The organism is Pararhizobium sp. DWP3-4 (assembly GCF_049898205.1).
Classification (GTDB): Bacteria; Pseudomonadota; Alphaproteobacteria; order Rhizobiales; family Rhizobiaceae; genus Pararhizobium.
On sequence record NZ_JAFCXF010000016.1, the window covers coordinates 62,233 to 84,593 of the forward strand.

The 22,361-nt window shown below is 61.2% G+C and carries 19 protein-coding genes; 17 read left to right on the forward strand and 2 right to left on the reverse strand.

Features of this window, described 5'->3' with window-relative positions:
• Window positions 1–5 precede the first annotated feature (5 nt).
• From ACP7E6_RS26545 to ACP7E6_RS26570, 6 genes are all read left to right on the forward strand, one after another.
• On the forward strand, window positions 6–1,043 hold the full coding sequence (locus ACP7E6_RS26545) for a 2-hydroxyacid dehydrogenase (protein WP_426232735.1): 1,038 nt from the start codon (window positions 6–8) through the stop codon (window positions 1,041–1,043).
• A 10-nt stretch (window positions 1,044–1,053) separates the two neighbouring features.
• Window positions 1,054–1,722 (forward strand): class II aldolase/adducin family protein, encoded by a 669-nt coding sequence (locus ACP7E6_RS26550; RefSeq protein WP_426232737.1) that lies wholly within the window; start codon window positions 1,054–1,056, stop codon window positions 1,720–1,722.
• A gap of 225 nt (window positions 1,723–1,947) precedes the next feature.
• Window positions 1,948–3,462, forward strand: a complete 1,515-nt coding sequence (locus tag ACP7E6_RS26555; protein WP_426232739.1) for a glycerol-3-phosphate dehydrogenase — start codon at window positions 1,948–1,950, stop codon at window positions 3,460–3,462.
• Window positions 3,463–3,471: 9 nt separating this feature from the next.
• The gene (locus ACP7E6_RS26560; RefSeq protein ID WP_426232741.1) at window positions 3,472–4,527 is read left to right on the forward strand and encodes a class II aldolase/adducin family protein; all 1,056 of its coding nucleotides are present in this window, start codon (window positions 3,472–3,474) and stop codon (window positions 4,525–4,527) included.
• Window positions 4,524–5,813, forward strand: a complete 1,290-nt coding sequence (locus ACP7E6_RS26565; RefSeq protein ID WP_426232742.1) for an FGGY-family carbohydrate kinase — start codon at window positions 4,524–4,526, stop codon at window positions 5,811–5,813. The genes ACP7E6_RS26560 and ACP7E6_RS26565 overlap by 4 nt, the downstream gene beginning before the upstream one ends.
• Window positions 5,810–6,670, forward strand: coding sequence for a TIGR01459 family HAD-type hydrolase (locus tag ACP7E6_RS26570; protein WP_426232744.1), 861 nt, complete (start codon window positions 5,810–5,812; stop codon window positions 6,668–6,670). The genes ACP7E6_RS26565 and ACP7E6_RS26570 overlap by 4 nt, the downstream gene beginning before the upstream one ends.
• A gap of 33 nt (window positions 6,671–6,703) precedes the next feature.
• On the opposite strand, the gene ACP7E6_RS26575 is transcribed toward ACP7E6_RS26570, so the two are convergent.
• A complete protein-coding gene (locus tag ACP7E6_RS26575; RefSeq protein WP_426232773.1) occupies window positions 6,704–8,434 on the reverse strand; it encodes a chemotaxis protein in 1,731 nt (576 codons plus the stop codon).
• A gap of 376 nt (window positions 8,435–8,810) precedes the next feature.
• Between ACP7E6_RS26575 and ACP7E6_RS26580 the strand changes: the two genes are divergently transcribed.
• The 9 genes from ACP7E6_RS26580 to ACP7E6_RS26620 all read left to right on the forward strand — a co-directional run bounded on the left by ACP7E6_RS26580 (window position 8,811) and on the right by ACP7E6_RS26620 (window position 18,325).
• On the forward strand, window positions 8,811–9,140 hold the full coding sequence (locus ACP7E6_RS26580) for an STAS domain-containing protein (protein ID WP_426232745.1): 330 nt from the start codon (window positions 8,811–8,813) through the stop codon (window positions 9,138–9,140).
• Window positions 9,137–9,505 (forward strand): response regulator, encoded by a 369-nt coding sequence (locus ACP7E6_RS26585; RefSeq protein ID WP_426232746.1) that lies wholly within the window; start codon window positions 9,137–9,139, stop codon window positions 9,503–9,505. The genes ACP7E6_RS26580 and ACP7E6_RS26585 overlap by 4 nt, the downstream gene beginning before the upstream one ends.
• Window positions 9,502–11,559 carry a chemotaxis protein CheA gene (locus ACP7E6_RS26590; RefSeq protein WP_426232748.1) on the forward strand — a complete coding sequence of 686 codons (2,058 nt, stop codon included), beginning with the start codon at window positions 9,502–9,504 and terminating at the stop codon, window positions 11,557–11,559. The genes ACP7E6_RS26585 and ACP7E6_RS26590 overlap by 4 nt, the downstream gene beginning before the upstream one ends.
• Entirely contained in the window at window positions 11,556–12,062 is a 507-nt protein-coding gene (locus tag ACP7E6_RS26595; RefSeq protein WP_426232750.1) for a chemotaxis protein CheW, read from the forward strand. The genes ACP7E6_RS26590 and ACP7E6_RS26595 overlap by 4 nt, the downstream gene beginning before the upstream one ends.
• A gap of 55 nt (window positions 12,063–12,117) precedes the next feature.
• Window positions 12,118–13,812 (forward strand): methyl-accepting chemotaxis protein, encoded by a 1,695-nt coding sequence (locus ACP7E6_RS26600; RefSeq protein WP_426232752.1) that lies wholly within the window; start codon window positions 12,118–12,120, stop codon window positions 13,810–13,812.
• Window positions 13,813–14,007: 195 nt separating this feature from the next.
• The gene (locus tag ACP7E6_RS26605; RefSeq protein ID WP_426232754.1) at window positions 14,008–15,822 is read left to right on the forward strand and encodes a methyl-accepting chemotaxis protein; all 1,815 of its coding nucleotides are present in this window, start codon (window positions 14,008–14,010) and stop codon (window positions 15,820–15,822) included.
• Between the two features lie 2 nt (window positions 15,823–15,824).
• Window positions 15,825–16,319 (forward strand): chemotaxis protein CheW, encoded by a 495-nt coding sequence (locus ACP7E6_RS26610; RefSeq protein ID WP_426232756.1) that lies wholly within the window; start codon window positions 15,825–15,827, stop codon window positions 16,317–16,319.
• Window positions 16,320–16,329: 10 nt separating this feature from the next.
• Entirely contained in the window at window positions 16,330–17,184 is an 855-nt protein-coding gene (locus ACP7E6_RS26615) for a CheR family methyltransferase (RefSeq protein ID WP_426232758.1), read from the forward strand.
• Between the two features lie 52 nt (window positions 17,185–17,236).
• The gene (locus ACP7E6_RS26620; protein WP_426232760.1) at window positions 17,237–18,325 is read left to right on the forward strand and encodes a protein-glutamate methylesterase/protein-glutamine glutaminase; all 1,089 of its coding nucleotides are present in this window, start codon (window positions 17,237–17,239) and stop codon (window positions 18,323–18,325) included.
• Window positions 18,326–18,527: 202 nt separating this feature from the next.
• Here the strand turns inward: ACP7E6_RS26620 and ACP7E6_RS26625 are convergent, their stop codons facing one another.
• Window positions 18,528–19,691, reverse strand: coding sequence for a dihydrodipicolinate synthase family protein (locus ACP7E6_RS26625; protein ID WP_426232762.1), 1,164 nt, complete (start codon window positions 19,689–19,691; stop codon window positions 18,528–18,530).
• A 332-nt stretch (window positions 19,692–20,023) separates the two neighbouring features.
• Between ACP7E6_RS26625 and ACP7E6_RS26630 the strand changes: the two genes are divergently transcribed.
• Together ACP7E6_RS26630 and ACP7E6_RS26635 are read left to right on the forward strand one after the other, a co-directional pair.
• Window positions 20,024–21,073, forward strand: coding sequence for a LacI family DNA-binding transcriptional regulator (locus ACP7E6_RS26630; protein ID WP_426232764.1), 1,050 nt, complete (start codon window positions 20,024–20,026; stop codon window positions 21,071–21,073).
• Entirely contained in the window at window positions 21,070–22,071 is a 1,002-nt protein-coding gene (locus tag ACP7E6_RS26635; RefSeq protein WP_426232765.1) for a Gfo/Idh/MocA family protein, read from the forward strand. The genes ACP7E6_RS26630 and ACP7E6_RS26635 overlap by 4 nt, the downstream gene beginning before the upstream one ends.
• The last annotated feature ends 290 nt before the right edge of the window (window positions 22,072–22,361 follow it).

Sequence of the window (22,361 nt, forward strand, 5' to 3'; positions counted from 1 at the left end):
CTGAAATGAAGAAAATCGCCATCATCGGAGACCGGTTCATGCTGCCGACGGTCTTTCGCGACAAGGTCGTGGAAGCCTGTGGCGACGGGCATGATATTCGTCTCCTCGAACAACCCTGGCCAGATGAGCCGATGGAGCATGGCTACGCCGTCGAAGGCATGGACGGCCTGAAGGAATATGTCGGCAAGGCCGACGATATCATCGCGTTCGTCGGCGACGCCGAGCTGGTGATCACCCAGCTGGCACCGTTTTCCCGTGGCATGTTTTCCCAGCTGCCGGGCCTGAAGTTCATTGCCGTATCGCGCGGCGGACCTGTCAATATCGATATGAAGGCCGCGCGCGACGCCAACGTGCTGGTGGTCAACACGCCCGGCCGCAATGCCAGCGCGGTTGCCGAATTTACCCTCGGCGCCATCCTTGCCGAAACACGGCTGATCCGTTCCGGTCACGAATCCCTGCGCAAGGGCAAATGGCGCGGTGAGCTCTACCGTGCCGACAAGACCGGCCGCGAGCTGTCGGAAATGACCGTCGGCGTCGTCGGCTACGGCAATATCGGCACCAAGGTGGTGCGCCTGCTGCGGGCGTTCGGAACCAAGGTGCTGGTCTACGATCCCTATGTCCAGCTGTCTGCCGACGACCGCAATGCCGGTGTCGAGCATGTCAGCTTCGACGATCTGCTGTCGCGCTCCGATCTCGTGACGCTGCATGCGCGGGTGTCGGACGAAACACGGCATATGATGAATGCGGAAAGCTTTGCCAAAATGAAGCCGGGTGCGATCTTCGTCAACACGGCGCGCGGACCGCTCTGCGACTATGATGCGCTCTACGAGGCCCTGGCGAACGGCCCGCTCGGGTCTGCCATGCTGGAAACCTTCGCCGTCGAGCCGGTTCCGGAAGACTGGCCGTTGCTGCAACTGCCGAACGTGACGCTGACGCCGCATATTGCCGGGGCTTCCGTGCGCACGGTCACTTACGCGGCCGAAATGGCGGCCGAAGAGGTGCGGCGCTACATCGCCGGCCTGCCGCCGGTCAATCCGTGCTGAGGGCGCTGCGATGACAGAGAACTACGTCCGCCAGTCGATCATTGACCATTGCCGCAAGATGAACGCGCTTGGGATCAACCAGGGCACATCCGGCAATATCAGCGCCCGCTACGAAGACCGGATGCTGATCACGCCGTCTGCCGCGCCGTATGACGAGATGACGCCGGACATGATCGCCTCGCTGCCGCTGGAAGGCGAGTACGGCGCCTGGGATGGTCCGCGCAAACCCTCGACCGAATGGCGCTTTCATCTCGATATCATGAGAAGCCGGCCCGAGGTTCACGCGGTCATCCACACGCATGCGATCTATTCGACCATCCTTGCCATCGCCCACAAGCCGATCCCGGCCTGCCACTACATGATCGCCGCCTTCGGTGGCGACGACGTCAAGGTCTGCGATTATGCGCGCTACGGCACCAAGGAGCTTTCGGACAATATCCTCAAGGCGATGGAGGGCCGCACCGCCTGCCTGATGGCCAATCACGGCATGCTCGCTACCGGCGCCAGCCTCGAAAAGGCCATGTGGGCGGCGGTCGAGCTCGAGACCATTGCCAAGCAATATTACCATGCGATGCTGATCGGCGGTCCGGTGGTGCTGCCTGCAGAGGAGATTGCCGGCGTCCGGAAGGGCTTTGCGAGTTACGGATTGCAGGATGGTGCGAAGAAGGTCTCGGCCTGATGCCCGCGTGCGTCTCCAGTTTCCTTCGGTCATTCCTGTCCTCGGGCTTGACCCGAGGGATGTCACAGGAATCCAGTCACGCGAGGCCTGTCGTGTGGAGGGAGTCTTTGGCACCGCAGACACGGTGCCGCTGGATCCCCGGCACAAGGCCGAGGATGACGGAGGATAGAGAGGCCGCCGACTGGTTATCCGAGAAGCAGTGCAGGTCAGACAGGAGAAACGAGCGTGAGTGCTGAAACCGGCGTTATCGACCTGTTCATCATCGGCGGCGGCGTCAATGGCGCGGGCATTGCCCGCGATGCGGCCGGGCGTGGCATGTCGGTTGTTCTGTGCGAAAAGGACGATCTGGCGCAGGGAACCAGTTCGCGGTCCGGCAAGCTCGTGCATGGCGGTTTGCGCTATCTCGAATATTACGAATTCCGGCTGGTGCGCGAGGCGCTGATCGAGCGCGAAGTGCTGCTACAATCCGCGCCGCATATCATCTGGCCGATGCGGTTCGTGCTGCCGCACAGCGCGTCCGACCGGCCTGCCTGGCTCGTCCGTCTGGGGCTGTTCCTCTACGATCATCTTGGCGGCCGCAAACGTCTGCCGGGAACGCGCACGCTTGATCTGCGCACGGCACCGGAAGGCGCGCCGGTCAAGACAGACTATCGCAAGGCGTTCGAATATTCCGATTGCTGGGTGGATGATGCCCGCCTGGTGCTGCTCAACGCGCTCGATGCCAAGCAGCGCGGCGCGACGATCCATACCCGCACCGCCTGCACCTCGGTGCGCCGCAACGGCGATCTCTGGGATATCGAGATGACCGGGAGCGGCACGGGCCGCAAAATGGAACTGAAAGCACAGTGCGTGGTCAACACGGCGGGTCCTTGGGTCAACGATGTCATCGGCCGCGTTGCCGGGCTGAATTCCCGCCGCAATGTCCGCCTCGTCAAGGGCAGCCATATCATCGTGCCGAAATTCTGGGAGGGACGGCAGGCCTATCTCGTCCAGAACCCGGACAAGCGGGTGATCTTCATCAACCCCTACGAAAACGACCTGGCGCTGATTGGCACCACCGATATTCCCTATGAGGGGCGTCCGGAAGACGTGAAGGCCGATGCCCGCGAGATCGATTACCTGATCCAATCGGTGAACCGCTATTTCAAGCAGCAGCTTGCGCAAAGCGATATCGTCCACAGCTTCTCCGGCGTGCGGCCGCTTTATGACGACAATGCCGAAAACCCATCCGCCGTGACGCGCGACTATATTTTCGAAGTCGATGCGTTGGATGGCAAGGCGCCGTTGCTGTCCGTGTTCGGCGGCAAGATCACCACGTTCCGCAAGCTTTCGGAACACGCGCTGGAAAAGATCAGGCCGTTCTTCCCGGCGATGAAGCCGGGCTGGACCTCCAAGAGTGTCCTGCCGGGTGGCGATATGCCAAACGCGGATTTCGACCAGTTCCTCGGCGATCTTCGAGCCAGATACCGCTGGCTGCCGCTTGATCTCGCCAAACATTATGCAAGGCTTTACGGTACGCGCGCGCATGACCTGCTTGGCAATGCGGTGTCGCTCGACGATCTCGGTGCCGCCTTCGGCAAGCTGTTGCGCGAACGCGAGGCGCGGTTCCTGATCGAAACCGAATGGGCGCAGACGCCGCAGGACATTTTGGAACGCCGTACAAAACATGGATTGCACATGACACTGGCCGAGCGCGAGGCTTTGGCGTCCTGGTGTCTGCAGCAGTCGCAGGCGGCCTGAGGAGAAACCATGATGAGAAGTTCTGAATTCGAAGCCCTTCTGGATGTCTCGGCCCGGGTCGGTGCGGACCCGGCGCTGGTGCAGGCGGCCGGCGGCAATACCTCGATCAAGGAAGGTGGCACGCTGTGGATCAAGGCTTCCGGCCTCTGGTTGATGCAGGCCCGGCAGCGCGACGTGATGGTGCCGGTGGCGCTCGATGCGTTGCTGGATGCGCTGGAGCGTGACGATCCGTCGACCGAAAAGGCACAGGATTTCGTCATCAAGGATCGCAACCCGTCCGGCTTGCGGCCATCGATCGAAACGACCGTGCACGCGCTGATGCCGCAGAAGGTGGTGATCCACGTCCATTGTGTCGAGACCATCGCGACCGCAGTCCAGGTCAATGGCGAAACCATCGCCGCATCCAAGCTTGCCGGTATTCCGCATGTCTTCGTGCCCTATGCGCGGCCTGGGCTGCCGCTCGCCAAGGCGATTGCCGCGCGGATCCGGCCGGATACCAGCGTGCTGATCCTTGGCAATCATGGACTTGGCGTTGCCGGTGAAACGGTGGCGGAGGCGGAACTGTTGCTGGCCGAGGTTTCGCGAAGGCTGGCCTTGCCGCGCCGGGCGGCACCGGATGCGGATCTTACGGCCTTGTCGCGGCTTACTGCGGGCAGTGGATTTGTGCTGCCGGAGGACAGTCTGATTCATGACGTGGCAACTGATCTGGCCAGCTGCCGCATTGCTGCCGGTGGCAGCCTTTATCCGGACCATGTGATCTTTCTCGGGCGCGGCTCATTTGTCGCTGCACCGGCCGATACGGCCGCATCGATCGAGGCGCGTCATCGCACCGAGGGGCTGTCATTGCCGCCGGCGCTGCTGTTCCCAGGCAAGGGTGTACTGGTTTCCAGGGAAATCACGGCCGGCGCTCTGGCGCTGGCGCGCTGCCTCTCGGACGTACTTGGCCGGATCGGCGAGGGTGCGCGGCTGCGCTACCTGACGGATGCGGAAAATGCCGAGTTGCTGGGATGGGACGCGGAAAAGTACCGGCAGGAACTGAACCGGGCCGGGAAGGCGCTGCAATGATCGATGCCGCAGGCAAACCGTTGGTGATCGGCATCGATATCGGCACATCCGGCGCCCGCGCCGTGGCGATTGACGCGGATTTCACCGTCGTCGCTTCCGGATCGTCGAAGCTGGCGGATTTCTCCACCGCTCATCGCGATCCGTTGGTGTGGTGGGAGGCTGTGAAGACGGCTTTGCTTCAGGTGCTTGACGGCGTTGACAGAGGCCATGTCCGGGCGATCGCGATCGATGGTACGTCGGGTACCGTGCTGCCAGTCAGCGCCGACGGTGCGCCGTTGGCCGTGCCGATGATGTATAACGATCCGGTCGGGGACGCGGATATCCTGGCCCGCATCAAGGACCATGCGCCGAAGGAAAGTGCAGCGCATGGGGCGACGTCGGGGCTGGCGAAAGTGCTGACGTTTCAGTCCATTCCAGATGTCTTTCGGATCATCCATCAGGCCGATTGGCTGGCCGGGCATTTTACCGGCCTTTACGATGTCTCCGACGAAAACAACGCGCTGAAGACCGGTTACGATCCCGTCGCGCGCACATGGCCGGACTGGATCGCAGCGACGGGAGCACGGCTCGATCTGTTGCCGGACGTGCTGCCTGCCGGCGCGCCGATCGCCGGGATCTCACAGGATGCAGCGGATGCCTTTGGTCTTGGGGATGATGTCGTCATCGTCGCCGGCACCACGGATGGCTGCGCGTCGTTTCTGGCCACCGGCGCCGATCAGCCGGGCGATGCCGTTTCTGCGCTGGGGACGACGCTGACGGTGAAGATGCTGTCCGACCGGCCGCTGTTTGCGCCGGACTATGGTCTTTACAGCCACCGGATCGGCGACATGTGGCTGGCTGGCGGGGCCTCCAATACAGGCGGAGTGGTGTTGTCGGCGCATTTCGACAATGAGCGGATCGCTGCGCTTTCGGCCGAAATCGATCCCGCCACCGATACAGGTCTCGACTATTACCCGCTGGTCAAGGATGGAGAGCGGTTTCCAGTCAACGATCCGGCGATGAAGCCGCGCATGACGCCTCGGCCGGACAGCGATGCCGAATTCCTGAAGGCGATCTTCGAGGGCATTGCGGGCGTCGAGGCGTTGGCCTATCAGCGGCTGGTGTCGCTTGGCAGCCCGTCTTTGCGCTCCATCCGCACGGTGGGCGGCGGGGCGAAGAATGCGGCCTGGACGGCGATCCGCAATCGGAAGATTGCAGTTCCTTTTCTGCCGGTGGCTTCGGAAGAGGCGGCGGCCGGGACGGCGCGGCTCGCGCTGATCGGCGCGAAATCGGCGGGTGTGTTATGACGGATGGGCCACTGACGATTTCCGGACTGGATGAGATCGAAGAGCGTTTCGATGCCTTTCTGATCGACCAGTTCGGCGTGCTGCGCGATGGCAAGGGACCGTACCCGCACGCTGTGGAGACGCTTCGCCGGCTGAAGCAGGCGGGCAAGACGATCATCATCCTGTCGAACTCCGGAAAACGCTCAGCAGAAAATGACCGCCGTCTTGCAGCACTCGGTTTCGACCCGCAGAGTTGGGACTGGTTCTTGACGTCCGGCGAGGTGGCCTGGCGTATCCTTCAGGCCGAAAGCCGGCAGCTGAGCAGCGGCATTGCCCGCAAATGCCTGCTGATCAGCCGCGACGGCGATACCTCGCCGATGGACGGGCTTGATCTGGCGCGGACAGACCGCGGCGAGGATGCGGATTTTCTTCTTTTGGCGGCAAGCGAAGGTGACGTGCATCCGCTGTCGTTCTACGAGGCGTTGCTGGCGCCTGCGGCCGCGCGCGGTGTGCCATGCCTGTGCACCAATCCGGACAAGATCATGCTGACGAAGGAGGGTACAGCCTTCGGGGCAGGGCGCATCGCCGAGCTTTACGAAGAACTGGGGGGCACGGTGCGCTGGATCGGCAAGCCGTTCCCCGATATCTACGCCACGGCGCGAGAGTTTCTCGGATCGATCGCGCCGGAGAAAATCTGCTGTATCGGCGACAGTATCGAGCACGATATCGCCGGCGCTGCGGGTGCCGGGCTGAAATCAATCCTGGTCACGACCGGTATTCTGGAAACCGCGACAGATGCCGATCGTCAGACGCTGTTTGCCGAGCACGGCGCCACGCCCGATTTCATTCTGCCGTCATTCATCTGGTCGGAGAGGTAAGGCTTACCCCGTTCACGCCGTCTGAGCTTCTGCTCAAAACAGCGCGTCGGCGAAGAGGTCGTCGTCATTGGCTGCGGCGGCGACCGGCGTTGCGACGACGGTACCGGCTGGAATGATCGCCTGGTGGACGTTACGTTCCTGCGCCATCGTGTAGAGCTTGAAGATGCGCGGACCAAGGCCGCCCAAGACATCGCCGAGATCGTTGATATCAGGTATTGTGTCACCGGCGAGATCGCAGAGATCGTCGGCACAGGTGGCGAGTACCTCGCCGAGATCGTTCTGGAAATCCAACTTGCTGATCGACACGCCAATCTTGCTGGCGACTTCCCGGCCATGTTCGGAGAGAACGGTCAGTTCGGTTTCCATGGCGTTGGCCGCCGCGCGGATATTGCCGACGGCGTCGCTCAGGCGTTCGGCAAGACCCGGTCCGCCGGAACTATCGGTGGCGGCAATCGCGGATGCTGCATCTTCGAAACCCGTCAGCCCGTTGACGATCGCATCGGCGGATTCGTCGAGCTTGGCGGCAAAGATGCGCAACTCGCCGGTGACCACGTTGATCGACCGGCCTTCCTCGCCCATGCGGCTGCAGCGCAGGTTGGTGTTGAGCGCCATATAGTGGATGTCCATCTTGACGGCGCGGATATTCACGATGCCCGTCAACAGGTTGGCAGCGGTGGCCGTCGTCGACTGGCTGACATGATTGGCCTGCAGGCTGGCCGTTTCGACCTGCTTGACGATGGCGTGCGCCGCTGAAACGCTTTCCTCCAGCGCTCGCATGAAATTGCCGCCCTTGGCATCGTCTTCGTTCTGCATCTCTGCCCGCAGATTGAGAATGTCCTGCGTATCGTGGCTGAAGCTGGCGATGGTTTCGACGACGCTGCGGGAATCGCGCTGGAAATTGTGGACCATATCGACCATCTGCGCGGCGGCGAGATGATGGATAAGGTTTCCCAGCCGCACTTGCGCATCGCGATCAAGAGTGCGGCCTTCGTCGCTGCCCAGGAATTCATCCAGGATCGTCAGTGTCGACTGCACATGCTCGATGCGCTGGCGGGTGATGTCGCCGATCTGCAGCGCGGACAGCGTGGTGGCGACCTTGCCCTGAACGCCACGGGCGAGGACGCCGACCTGCTTGGCGATCTCGCTGAGTTTTTTGCGATGTTCGCTGATCGTCTGGGCGTCGCGCTGCAGGGCGCCGACCACGGCCGGTACCGTCTGCTGGTAGCGTTGTGTGATGCCGGAGCCGAAGGTCTGGGCGGCCTTCAGTTCTTTCTCAAGGGAATTGAGCTGGCCGGCGAAATTGTTGACTTCGCTGGTTCCCGAGCGGATGCGGTCGAGGATTTCCTCGGCAAATCCGGCAAACTCGGCAATGCCCGCTCCGGTGATCTTCACCGTCACGGCGAAAGTCTGCAGATAGCGCATGGTTTCTTGCATGTCGGCCACATGCGTGCGCAGTCCGGCACCGGATGTGGAGAGAACCTGCAGGTTGGTCTGGCGCATGTTTTCCAGCTGCGGCAGCTCGGAGAGGCTCTTCACGGTCGCCAGCAGATCGGCCGTGGTGTCGCTGGCAGCGCCGGCGTCGAGCGTCCTCGTGACATTGTCCAGCGAGGCGAGCAGGCTGTTGAGAACGTCCATGACGGAAAGCAGAACGCTGCCGCCCTCGAGAAAGCGCTTCTCGACCTGGGTGCGCGCCGCTTCCAGCTTGCGGCCGATATCGGTGACGCTGGTTACGCCGATGGGGTGGGCGCCGGTCTGGTGGGCCAAAGCTGTGCTGTATGTCAAAATAGCCCTCAACTCGAAACATGTGCGATCTTGCCTGCATCGATAGGGCAAGGGTGGAAATGTCTGGTTAAGTGCCGGACTCGCCTGCGTTGTAACGGCGGTGCCGACATCCAGGCACAATCATTGCGTGAATTGCCGAGTTTTGTCCCGCGGCTGAGAATTGTTCCGTATCAACCTATTGAATTCATATGATTTCTTATCCCTAAATCGATTGCCTATAAAAACTCTCAGGTAAGAATTCATAGTGAACAGACTCGTAATAAGTGCAGAATCCCACAACCTGAATTTACCGGGCGTTAAGGCTGGCGTGAGATTCCATGGGGGGCGAAAGTAGTATTAATCGCTACAGAGGACTGCAATGCCCCCCTTAATCGATGAATATATTCTGGTTGAGTTGCCAGACAAATTGAATATTAGAAATATATCTAATGTATATAATTTAATTCATCCTGCGATGGAATCCGGTAAATCACTATTGATTTCCATTCCGAAGAGCGCAGAGGCAGACTTAAGCTTCATTCAGCTTATCGAGTCTGCAAGAATACGTGCGAAAACTGCCGGAGCGCACATTGTGATGTCAAGTCCGGCCGAAGGGGCCGTTCTCGACGTCCTGGAGCGCGGCGGCTTCGCACAAACGTTCTCTCCCGAAGACAAGAAATTCTGGTTGCATGAAGAGGCAATTCAATGACCGCGAGAATATTGACCGTCGATGACTCGGCGAGCATCCGTTTGACGACGAAGGTTACCCTGTCCAATGCGGGCTACGAGATCACCGAAGCCGTCAACGGCGCCGAAGGCCTGGAAAAGGCAAAATCGGGACAGTTCGACCTGATCGTCACCGACCTGAACATGCCGGTCATGGATGGCCTGACGATGATCGAGGAACTGCGCAAGCTGCCGGCCCATACCGGCGTGCCGATCATCTTCCTGACGACGGAATCCGATGCCGATCTGAAGGCGCGGGCAAAGGCGGCCGGTGCCACTGGCTGGCTGACAAAACCGTTCGACCCGGAGAACCTGGTCAAGATCGTCAGGAAGGTTCTCGGACGATGAGCATGACCGATCCCATTGCAGTGTTTCGAATGGAAGCGGCCGAACTTTTCGAGCAGATCGAGTCCGGCCTGCTCGATCTGACCCATCGCCTCGACGACAAGGACCAGATCGACGCGGTCTTTCGCGGTCTTCACACACTCAAGGGATCGGGGGCGATGTTCGGCTTCGATGCGCTCGCGGCCTTTACCCATCACTGCGAAACCGCTTTCGACCGGGTCCGCAAGGGCGAAAAGCCGGCAACAAGCGAGCTGATTGCCGCCGTTCTTGCCGCACAGGATCATATGCGGGCACTGGTCGACCGTCCGACGGACGATCACGGCAATATCGGCGACGTTCTCTTGAGCCAGCTGCAGCGGGCGGTCGAAGGCGATGCTCCGGTAACTGCCCCCGCCCAGGCCGTGGCTGTAGAGCCGGTGACGAAAGCTGTGAAAGGCGGTGCCAATACCTGGCGCATCCGCTTCAGCCTGCCGGTCAACGCGATGGTCAACGGGACCAATCCGCTGGGGCTGCTGGACGAGCTGCGCGATCTCGGCGAATGCCGCATCGCTGTGAATACGTCCGCCGTGCCGTCGCTGGATGTGCTGGTCCCGACCGACCTGCATCTGTCATGGGATGTCACGGTGACGACCGATCAGCCGCGTTCGGCGATCGATGATGTCTTTATCTTCGTGCTCGACGATATGCAGCTTGATGTCGAGACGCTGACGGATGGCGCGGCCGCCGCTGCGGAGCCTGCCGTTTTGGCGGAACAGCCTGCGTCGGTCGCTCAGCCGGTCGGGGCCGTCGTTCCTGAAGTGTCGGCAGCGCCTGTTTCCGCACCGCCGGCTCCTGCCGTCGAGCGCGAAACGCCAAATGCCAATGATGCGCGCCAGGCAAAGGCTGCTGAAAATGTCCGTGTTCCGGCCGAGCGTCTCGATGAATTGATGGACCGCGTCGGGGAGCTGGTGATCGCGCAATCGCGGTTGCGGCAGCTTGCCAGTTCCAGCATGGATCTGCAGCTGCGTTCGGTGTCGGAAGAAATCGAGCGTCTCTCGGGCGAATTGCGCGACACGATGATGGTCCTGCGCATGGTGCCGGTCGGCAGCCTGTTCGGACGTTTCCGGCGGTTGGTGCATGATCTCGCCCGCGAAACCGGCAAGGTCATCGAGCTGGTCACCGAAGGCGAAACCACCGAAGTCGACAAGACCGTGATCGAACGGCTGGCCGATCCGCTGGTGCATCTGGTGCGCAACTCGATCGACCACGGTCTCGAAACCCCGGAAGAACGCCGTGCGGCCGGCAAGGAAGAGGCGGGCAAGATCATGCTCTCGGCCCGTCAGGCCGGTGGCGAGGTGATCATCACCATCAAGGACGACGGCCGAGGCATCAACCGCGAGCGGGTGCGGGCCAAGGCGGAATCCTCCGGCCTGATCCAGCCTGGTGCTGTGCTGTCCGATCAGGACCTGCTGCAGTTGATCTTTGCTCCCGGTTTCTCGACGGCAGCGCAAGTCACCAATCTGTCCGGCCGTGGCGTCGGCATGGACGTGGTCAAGAAGACGGTCGAGACCCTGCGCGGTGCGATCGACATCACCAGCCATGCGGGTCAAGGCTCGGACGTATCGCTGCGCATTCCGCTGACATTGGCGATCATCGACGGGCTTCTGGTCCGCGTTGGTACCGGGCGCTACGTCATTCCGCTGTCGGCTGTCGAGGAATGCCTCGAACTGTCGCTTGAGGAAGATCTGCGTTCGCGTGGCCGCAGCTTCATCTCGCTGCGTGACAGTCTGGTGCCGTTCCTGCGGCTGCGCGATCTGTTCCGCACCGGCACCAAGCCGGATGCGCATCAGAAGGTCGTGGTCATTTCAACCGGGACCGAGCGCGTCGGCATGGTCGTCGATCAGATCATCGGCGACCACCAGACGGTGATCAAGTCGATGTCGAAGCTGCATCATGACGTCGCGACCTTCTCGGGCGCGACCATTCTCGGCGACGGCAGCGTCGCCCTTATTCTCGATGTCGCCCATCTGGTGGCGGCCGGTCAGCAACAGGAGGCGCAGGTGCGCGCGGCAGGATGATCGAAGCGGTTCAGACGAACGATAGACAGCTGCAGTCCGACACGCACTGGAACAGCGACGGCGAGCTGGAAGTGCTGACATTCGATCTTCACGGCGAGACCTTTGCGCTGGAAGCGACGATGGTTCAGGAAATCCTCGACCTGTTGCCGGAAACGATGGTTCCAGGCGCCATGCCCTTCGTCGGCAGCGTCATCAATTTCCGCGGCAAGGTCATTCCGCTTGCCGATATTCGCCTCGCTTTCGGCATGGAAGCGGCGGAAACGACGATCGACAGCCGCATCATCGTGATCGAGCTCGATCTCCAAGGCGAGCCGACACTGGTCGGCCTTCGAACAGACAAGGTGAATGAAGTCACCACGCTTGCCAAGACATCCAGTGAGGCGCCACCCAGCGTCGGGATGCGGTGGCGGCCGGACTACATCAATTGCCTCGTCAAGCGGGGAGGGCAATTCATCATCCTTCCCAACCTGCAGGCAATTTTCTCATTCAGAAAAGAAACCTAGCATCGCGCAGGCTGCTTACGGATTGCGCGCAGGTTCATATTCAAGGAATTTGACAATGCGATTTACCATCAAGCTCAAATTGGCGATCGCCTTCGGGTTCGTCATAACCCTTTTGCTGGGAACGGCCGGTTACGGCATTCTCAGCCTCGGCAACCTCAATCAGACGGTCGAGGATGTGTTGCAGGGTCCGGCTGAGCGATTGAAGCTTGCCCAGCAGATCAACATCTACCAGCTGCAGGCGATCCGCCAGCAAAAGAACCTTCTGGCTGCGACATCGGAAAAGGAATCGATGGATGCGCGCACCAAGGGCGATCACAATCGCAAGCTTTTCGACGAAACCCTGACCGAAGCTGCAGCCAAGGCGACTGAGCAGGGCAAGCCGCGCTGGGTGAAACTGCAGTCGCTTTCGGTTCAGGCCAACGAGGCCGAAAGCCAGATCCGCAAGTTCCTCGATGCCGGCAATGCACCGGCGGCGCAGAACATTTCCGTCACCACGGCGCGCCAGAGCGCCAATGATATGGACGCTATTCTCGAAGAGATCGTCGAGCTCGAAGAAACGCGTCTTGCCGAAGCGCAGGCGGAAGCCGATGCACTTTATCAGGATACGCGTTTCATGATGACCGCGGCGGCAAGCCTTGCCGTGCTGATTGCGATTGCCGCCGCCATCTGGATTTCGCTGACGATCAGCAAGGGCCTGCGCCGTGCAACGGTCGCCGTTGCCGATGTCGCCGATGGCGATCTGACCAAGCTCGCCGAAATCACCAACCGGGACGAAATCGGGGCTCTTCTCGGCAATGTCAACGTGATGATCGAACGCTTGCGCGGCGTCGTTGCCGATGCGCTGTCGGCCTCCGACAATGTTTCGGCCGGTAGCCAGGAACTGTCGGCAAGCTCCGAGCAGGTCAGCCAGGGCGCCACCGAACAGGCAGCCTCTGCCGAAGAAGCCTCCGCCTCGATGGAAGAGATGGCGGCCAATATTAAGCAGAACGCTGACAACGCGGCGCAGACCGAAAAGATCGCCCGCCAGTCTTCGAAGGATGCCGAAGCCAGCGGCGAGGCCGTTGCCCGCGCCGTCAGCGCCATGCGCACGATCGCCGAAAAGATCGGCATCGTCCAGGAAATCGCCCGCCAGACCGATCTTCTCGCTCTGAACGCGGCTGTGGAAGCAGCCCGTGCCGGCGAGCATGGCAAGGGCTTTGCCGTCGTTGCCTCCGAAGTCCGCAAGCTGGCCGAACGCAGCCAGTCGGCTGCCGCCGAAATCGGCCAGATGTCGAGCGATACCGTCAAGGCGGCTGCCGAAGCCGGCGATATGCTGAACCGCCTGGTTCCGGATATCCGCAAGACCGCCGAACTGGTCTCCGAAATTTCCGCTGCCTGCCGCGAGCAGGATATCGGTTCGAGCCAGATCAACGAGGCGATCCAGCAGCTCGACAAGGTGACCCAGCAGAATGCCAGCGCATCCGAGCAGATGTCGGCAACCTCGGAAGAGCTGGCCGCCCAGGCGGAAGAACTGCAGGCATCGATCGCCTTCTTCAAGGTCGATGGCGCAGGCCACGGTATCAGCGTCCGCAAGGTTGTTGCACCGAAGGCGATAACCAAGGTGTCCACGACAAAGCCGGTTGCAAACCGCCGGCCGGTGGCTGCCGGACATTCGGTCGCCTCCCAGCAGGCACGCGCCAAGGGCTTTGCTCTCGATCTGTCGATGGGCGGGCCGGATGCCGAGGACCAGAATTTTCGCGAGAGCGCATAACCAATACCATCCGGCGGCCCTTATGGGGCCGCCGCAGTGTCCGCGTGTGTAGGCGCGGGCAGGAATTTTCCGAAACTACCGGTTTCGCGGACGTGAATCACTCACCGCACCGCCCTGCTGGCTCGGACACTCCTCCATTTGGGCACCCGTTCGGGATGCCCGTGTGTTTCCGACCCCAATGTAAGGACCCTTACGGTGCGCATAACTATCAAACTGAAACTCGCAATAGTATTTGCCGTCATCATTCTGTTGACCGGCGGGATGGCCACTCTGTCCATTCTCAACCTGTCTTCGCTGAATGCAGCGATTACGCAGATGGTCACTGGACCGATCGTCGACATGAAGACTGTCGCCGATTTGAGCGGCGCATTCAATGGAACGGTGCGCGCCGAAAAGAACGCGATCCTCAACCAAAACCCGGCGGAAATTGCTGAATTCGTCAAGTCGATGAAGGAACGCCAGCAGGAGCTGGATGGATTGATAACATCACTTTCAAAGTCCGCGGATCCAGATGTCCAAGCGAAAGCTGAGGAAATTCGCGCAATCTATGAAAAATATGTCCCGCTTCAGTTGCGGGTGGCTGATCTTGCGACCCAGAATACGGTGGATTCGAACCATCTGGCATCGGCCCTGACCATGGGCGAAGGCCGTACCATGATGAACCAGGCGCTGAAGGTCATCGATGATGTCAACGTCGTGGTGACCGGCAATGTACGGGAAACCGATGAAGCAACGGATATTCAGTATCTGAACTCGCGCATGCTGCTGATCTCCGCGACCATCGCATTGACGCTGTTCTCCATCGCTGCCGCTGTCTGGATTTCGCTGAACATATCGCGCGGACTGCGCCGCGCCGTCGAGCTTGCCGATGCCGTCAGCATTGGTGATCTCAACTATGAAATCGCCCACAAGAGCAATGACGAGATCAAGGATCTGGTCAATTCCATGCAGGTCATGACTTCCAATTTGCGCAACACGGCAAACCTTGCCGACAAGGTTGCCGACGGCGACCTGACGGTCGAGCCGGCGCCGCTTTCGGAAAAGGACACGTTGGGCCTCGCCCTGCAGCGCATGGTCGAGCGTCTTCGCGGCGTCGTTGCCGATGCCCTTTCGGCTTCCGACAATGTTTCGGCCGGTAGCCAGGAACTGTCGGCAAGCTCCGAGCAGATTTCGCAGGGTGCGACCGAGCAGGCGGCGTCTGCCGAAGAAGCCTCCGCTTCGATGGAAGAGATGGCGGCCAATATCAAGCAGAACGCCGACAATGCCGCCCAGACCGAAAAGATCGCCCGCCAGTCGTCGAAGGATGCCGAAGCCAGCGGCGAAGCCGTTGCCCGCGCCGTCAGCGCCATGCGCACGATCGCCGAAAAGATCGGCATCGTCCAGGAAATCGCCCGCCAGACCGACCTTCTCGCTCTGAACGCGGCTGTGGAAGCGGCCCGTGCCGGCGAGCATGGCAAGGGCTTTGCCGTCGTTGCCTCCGAAGTCCGCAAGCTCGCCGAACGCAGCCAGTCGGCTGCCGCCGAAATCGGTCAGATGTCCGGCGATACCGTCAAGGCTGCTGCCGAAGCCGGTGACATGCTCAACCGCCTGGTTCCGGATATCCGCAAGACCGCCGAACTGGTCTCTGAAATCTCGGCTGCCTGCCGCGAGCAGGATATCGGCGCCAGCCAGATCAATGAAGCGATCCAGCAGCTCGACAAGGTGACCCAGCAGAATGCCGGTGCATCCGAGCAGATGTCGGCAACCTCGGAGGAGCTTGCAGCCCAGGCGGAAGAGCTGCAGACCTCGATTGCCTTCTTCAAGGTCGATGGCGCCGGCGTTCGTGTCGCCACCAAAAAACAACCGCAGAAGCCTGCTGCCCGCAACTTTGCTCCAACCGCTGCCCGCAAGGCACCGGTCGCTTCGCATAACAGCATTTCCGCCCAGCAGGCACGCGCCAAGGGTTTTGCGCTCGACCTGTCGATGGGCGGGCCGGATGCAGCCGATGCCGATTTCCGGGAAAGTGCTTGATCATGGCCACAGCGTCGTTTGAATCGCAATTCGTCACGTTCAGCCTCGGCGAGGAGGTCTTTGCCGTCCCTGTCGAGGTGGTCCGGGAAATCCTTGACTATGAGGAAGCCTTCAAGATCCCCAACGGTCCCGATTATCTGCTCGGCCTGCGCGACGTGCGCGGGCAGGGCGTGCCGACCATCGATCTCAGGCTGAAGCTTGGCCTGTCGAAAACCGTGCCAACACCCCATACGCGGGTGTTGGTGATGGATATCCCTCTGGAAAACCGGACACTGTCGCTCGGCCTCGTTGCCGACCGCGTCTTCGAAGTCACGCCATTCCGGCGTGACCAGATCGAAGCGGCGCCCGATATTGGCATCCGCTGGCGCTCGGGCTACATCGCCGGTGTCGTGCGGCGTGAAGGCGGGTTCGTCGTCATCATCGACCTCGCCAGCCTGCTTTCGAGAGAAGAGACGGCCTTGCTGACCCTGCCGGGTGCGGCAGGGCACGCCGCCTGAGGTTTTTTACATGAATGCCGCCGTCCGTCAGACCCAGTCGCTTTCCGATCATATCAGCAAGCGCAATTTCGATCGCCTCGCGCGGTTCATCTATGACTATAGCGGCATCAAGATGCCGCATAGCAAGCTGACGATGCTTGAAGGCCGCCTTCGCCGGCGCCTTCGGGCAACCAATATCGGCAGTTTCGACGATTATTGCGATTTCCTGTTCAACGAGGACGGGATCGAGCAGGAAGCCGTCTACCTGATCGATGCCGTGACGACGAACAAGACGGATTTCTTCCGCGAATCCAAGCATTTCGATTTCATGCGCGATGTTTCCCTGCCGGCGCTTGTCAACAAGGGACATCACAATCTGCGGGTCTGGAGTTCGGCCTGCTCGACCGGTGCCGAGCCCTATACGATTGCCATGGTGATGGCGGAGTTTGCCGAAGGGCGATCGAATGTCGACTATTCGATCCTCGCCACCGACCTTTCCACCGAGGTTCTGCAGGTTGCCCGCCAGGGCATCTATGCCGACGATATCGTGGCACCAGTGCCTGCCGCCTTGCGCAAGAAATATGTGATGACGGCCAAGGAGCACGGTCGCCGCGAGGTTCGGATCACCTCAAAACTACGGTCCAGGGTTGGCTTCGGCCGCATGAACCTGATGGATGCCAAATATCCGGTCGGCAATCCCATGCACATCATCTTCTGCCGCAACGTGCTGATCTATTTCGACAAGCCGACGCAATCGGATGTGCTGACGCGGTTGTGCGATTGCCTCCTGCCCGGCGGCTACATGTTCATCGGCCATTCGGAATCCATCACCGGCATCGATCTGCCGCTGAAGCAGGTCTCGAATACGGTTTTCCAGCGCACATGATCCGCAATTCCGGAATGATCTTCCGGTCCATCCTCTGAAGAGACAGGCCGATATGGGAAAGAAAGTCCGCGTTCTGATCATCGACGACAGCGCCAGCGTCCGCCAGACTTTGACGGCCGTGCTGCAGCAGGATCCCAATATCGAAGTGATGGGGTCGGCATCCGATCCGTTCATGGCGGCGCGCAAGATCGCCGAGGATATCCCCGACGTCATCACGCTCGATGTGGAAATGCCGCGCATGGACGGTATCACCTTCCTGCGCAAGCTGATGGCGCAGCATCCGATCCCGGTGGTGATGTGCTCGTCGCTCACTGAAGCCGGATCGGAGACGCTGCTTCAGGCGCTGGAAGCCGGTGCCGTCGATATCATTCTGAAACCGAAGATCGGTGCTGCCGATCATCTGGCGGAAAGCGGCATGCGGATTTGCGAGGTCGTCAAGAGTGCTGCCCAGGCGCGGGTTTCCGGCGTTCGGCGATCGGCGGCCCAGGCAGGCGCGTCCAATCCGAACGCCCGGCTGACGGCCGACGCCATGCTGCCACCGCCGACTGGCCGGGCGATGGCCAAGACCACCGAAATGGTCGTCTGCGTCGGCGCGTCCACGGGTGGAACAGAGGCGTTGAGGGAGATGCTCGAGGCATTGCCGGCCAATGCGCCGGGTATCGTCATTGTCCAGCATATGCCGGAAAAATTCACCGCCGCCTTTGCCAAGCGGCTGAACAGCCTTTGCGAAGTCGAAGTCAAGGAAGCCGTCGATGGTGATCCGGTGCTGCGCGGCCACGTGCTGATTGCGCCCGGCGACCAGCACATGCTGTTGGAGCGGCAGGGCGCGCGCTACTACGTTTCGGTCAAGACCGGCCCGCTGGTCTCGCGCCACCGGCCATCGGTGGATGTGCTGTTCCGCTCGGCCGCTCGCGCTGGCGGCGGCAATGCCATGGGTGTCATCATGACCGGCATGGGCGATGACGGTGCGCGCGGCATGGAGGAAATGAAGCAGGCCGGCGCGTTCACGGTGGCGCAGGACGAGGCGACCTCGATCGTTTTCGGTATGCCGAAAGAGGCGATTGCGCGCGGCGGCGTCGATCGGGTGGTGCCGCTCGACCAGATCGCCCGCGAGATTTTGATGGCGCAGTCGCGGTTTTAGGCGCAATCCGTGGGGCTGCCGCGCATGCTCTGAGTTGGCGGCGGCTTACCCCCCTCTGTCGGCGACGCCGACATCTCCCCCACAAGGGGGGAGATCAACCGCCAACTTTTGTGTCCTCAAGGGAAAAGAACAATCTCCCTCCTTGTGGGGGAGATGTCACGCAGTGACAGAGGGGGGTAGGCGTCCGCAAACTCGGAATCTCTCAAATCCCCTGCGTCACCAGAAACGCCTTCATCCGCTCCACCGCCATATCCGGCATATCCAGCACATTGGCCTGATCGGCGAGGCGGAAGATATCGGCATAGTGCAGCACGCCGCGCGCCGACTGCATGCCGGCCGGCATGGTGAAATGCCGTTGATGGCCGTTCAGCCAGGCAAGGAACACGACGCCCGCCTTGTAATATTGCGTCGGCGCCTCGAAGATCTTTCGTGACAAGGGCACGGTCGGCTCGATCACTGCGCGGAACGTTTCGACATCGCCGGATGCCAGCGAGGCCAGTGCCTTTGAGGCGGAGGGCGCGACGGCGTCGAAAATACCGAGCAGGGCATGGCTGTATTTCTTTCCGTCGCCTTCGATCAGCTCGGCATAATTGAAATCGTCGCCGGTGAAGCACAGCACATCGTTGGGCAAGCGGTTACGCAGCGCGACTTCGCAGGCATTGTCGAGCAGCGAGATCTTGATGCCTTCGACCTTCGCCTTGTTCTCCTCGATGATCGACAGGACGGTATCGAGTGCGGTGTCGAAATTCTCCGAACCCCAATAGCCTTTCAACTGCGGATCGAACATGTCGCCGAGCCAGTGCAGCACGACCTTGTCCTTGGTCTGCGACAGGATGCGGCCATAGACTTTTCGGTAATCATCCGGCGATGCGGCGATGCGCGCGAGCGCCCGGCTGGCCATCATGATCGACCGGCCGCCTTGCTGTTCGACGAAATCGACCTGGGTTTCATAGGCGCGGATGACGTCGTCGAGCGAGCGCGTATCGGCGGGCGAAAGGTGGTCGGTACCGGCGCCGCAGGCCAGATCGGCGCCCGGCACGGTGCGGGCCTCGGTCAGCGACCGGCGGATCAGTTCCTGGGCGCCTGCCCAATCGAGACCCATGCCGCGCTGCGACGTATCCATCGCCTCGGCGATCTTGAAGCCGAGCGCCCAGAGGTGATGGCGAAACGCCATCGTCCGCTCCCAGTTGATCGCGGGGCGGCCCCACGGGTCGAGATCGCGCAAGGGATCGGAGACGACGTGGGCTGCCGCATAGGCGATACGGTTGAAGGCGGGTGCCGTTTGTGGCCGCGCGATCGGCGTTCCCGTCAAGCGGTAGATCTCAAGCGAACCATCGGCGCGCGGCAGCGGCAGGGTGGCGGACATGCGGGCTCCTCCTTGGGCAGTGCAAGCCGAATAATTTAGATCGTTCCAAATTTCAAGAGAAAATTTGGTGGATAAGTTTCGCTGAGACGCCGTTAGGAGAGGGAATCAACGCACAGATCAAGCCCCGCCGTCTATCTTTCTTTAATGTCGATGAAGACAAATATGATTTCATATCAATAGTTTATGCTTCATCGACTTTTGTCTCTGTGCTTTGGTTTCCGATCACGACGAGCGCGGCACGGCATATTTACGAAACCCGCTTGACAAAATTGGAACGTTCCAATTATTTTGCAGGCAGCGCTGAGGCAAGAAGACCTCGCCGGGAGGACGATGTGGGTAAAGAACGGGTGACGGTCATCGATATTGCGCATGCCGCCGGCGTGTCGAAGTCGACCGTGTCGCTCGTGCTGCAGGCAAGTCCGCTGGTCAACGAGGTGACCCGCGCCAAGGTCAATGCCGTCATCCGCGAACTCGGCTATGTCTATAATCGCGGTGCGGCCAACTTGCGCCAGTCCAATTCCAAGTCGAAAATCATCGGCATTGTCGTCAACGACCTGACCAACAGCTTCTTTGCCGAGCTTGCCGTCGGCGTCGATATGGTCGTGCAATCGGCCGGCTACGTGCAGTTCCTCGCCAATACCGCCGAAAGCGTCGATCGCCAGCGCGAGGTCATCGCCTCGATGCGCGAGCACGGCATTTCCGGCCTGATCCTGTCGCCGGCGCGCGGTACGGATGCGGCCGATCTGAAGCCGCTGGTGGCAAGCGGCATCCCGGTCGTCAATGTCGTCCGTCAGGTTGCCGGCGCAAAAGTTTCGTCGCTGGTATCCGACAATCATGCCGGTATGCGCGACGCAGTCCGCCATCTGGCCGGGCTTGGCCATCACCGCATCGCCTTTCTCGGCGGTTTTCCCGATACGGCCGTGTTCAACGAGCGGATGCAGGGCTATCGCGACGCGCTGTCGGACATGGACCTGGCCGTGCATGACGAGCTTGTTATCAGTTCGGCGCCATCCCGGGCAGGGGGCGTTGCCGCCATCGAGCGGGCGCTCATGTTGCGAGAGCGGCCGACGGCGGCCGTGTGCTTCAACGATGCGGTCGCTTTTGGTGTCTGCGACGGCTTGCGCGCCCATCGTCTCAATCCGGGTGAGGATTTTGCCGTGATCGGTTTCGACGATGTGATCGAGGCGCAGACGGCGGTGCCGGCGCTGACGACGATCTCCGTCGATCCGCAGGGCATGGGGCGCCGGGCAGCACAGCTTCTTTTGAAACAGATCAATGCCGGACGGGCGGACGCCGAAGCGATCGTCAGTTCGGTGCGGCTGGTCGTGCGCCAAAGCTGTGGCGCCGCCATCGACAAACGCGAAAGGCTCTCCTTGTTATGACACGTTGGGGTTTGATCGGGGCAAGCACGATTGCCCATGAATGGGTGATCGACGCGATCCGCGCTGTCGGCGGCGAGATCGTTTCGGTGATGAGCACCAGCGCCGAGCGTGGTGCCAAATATGCCAGCGATCATGGTATCCCAAAGTCGGTGACCAGTATTGCCGAGCTTGTCGGTGACCCCGATGTTCAGGCTGTCTATATTTCGACCACCAATGAATTGCACCGCGACCAGGTGATCGCGGCGGCGAAGGCCGGCAAGCATATTCTCTGTGAAAAGCCGTTGGCGACCTCGCTTGAGGATGCGCGGATCATGGTCAAGGCCGCCCGCGATGCCGGCGTGGTCATGGCGACCAATCATCATCTGCGCGGCGCGGCTACGCACCGGGCGATGCGCGATGCAATTGCCGCAGGCCGGATCGGCCAGCCGCTGGCGGCCCGCGTCTGCCATGCCGGTTACCTGCCGGCGCATCTGCAGGGCTGGCGCCTCGACAAGCCGGAAGCGGGCGGCGGCGTCATTCTCGATATCACCGTGCACGATACCGATACCCTTCGCTTCGTGCTCGGCGATGATCCGGTCGAAGCGGTGGCGCTCGGCCAATATGGCGGCATGGCCAAGGCCGGGCTCGAAGATGCGGCGATGGGTGTTCTGCGCTTCAAATCCGGCCTGATCGCGCAGTTCCATGATGGGTTCACTACCAAATATGCGGTCACCGGCTTTGAAGTGCATGGCTCGGAGGGATCGTTGATCGGCCGCAACTGCATGACCCAGAAAGCGATTGGTACCGTGACCCTGCGCAACGCCGATGGCGAGACGGAGTTGCCGCTCGACCACCGCAATCTCTACGAAAACACGCTGATCGCCTTCGAGGACGCGATCGCCGGCAAGGGCAAGCCGCTCTGCGGCGGCGAGGACGGCATCTGGTCGCTGGCGACGGGGCTTGCGGTGATGCAGGCGGCCGCAAGCGGCAATGCCGTCGCGATCGAAACGGGACTTTGACGTTATGGCACGGGACCTAACTGAACGGGCGCATTTCCATACTGAGGCGGAGATCGTGGCTTCCCCCTTCTCCCCCGCGGGGAGAAGTGCCGAGCGGAGGCGAGGCGATGAGGGGGCCCCAGCGACGCTGGAGCCGGCAAAATTGCCTTCGGCCCCCCTCATCCGGCCCTGCGGGCCACCTTTGTAACTTCCCTTCTTCCGCATTTGGCGCTGTAATGCCAGTTGCGGTGGCGGATGGAAGACCGTCGCACCTTTGGGACACCAAGCCCGTGGGAGAGCAAGGGTCTCCG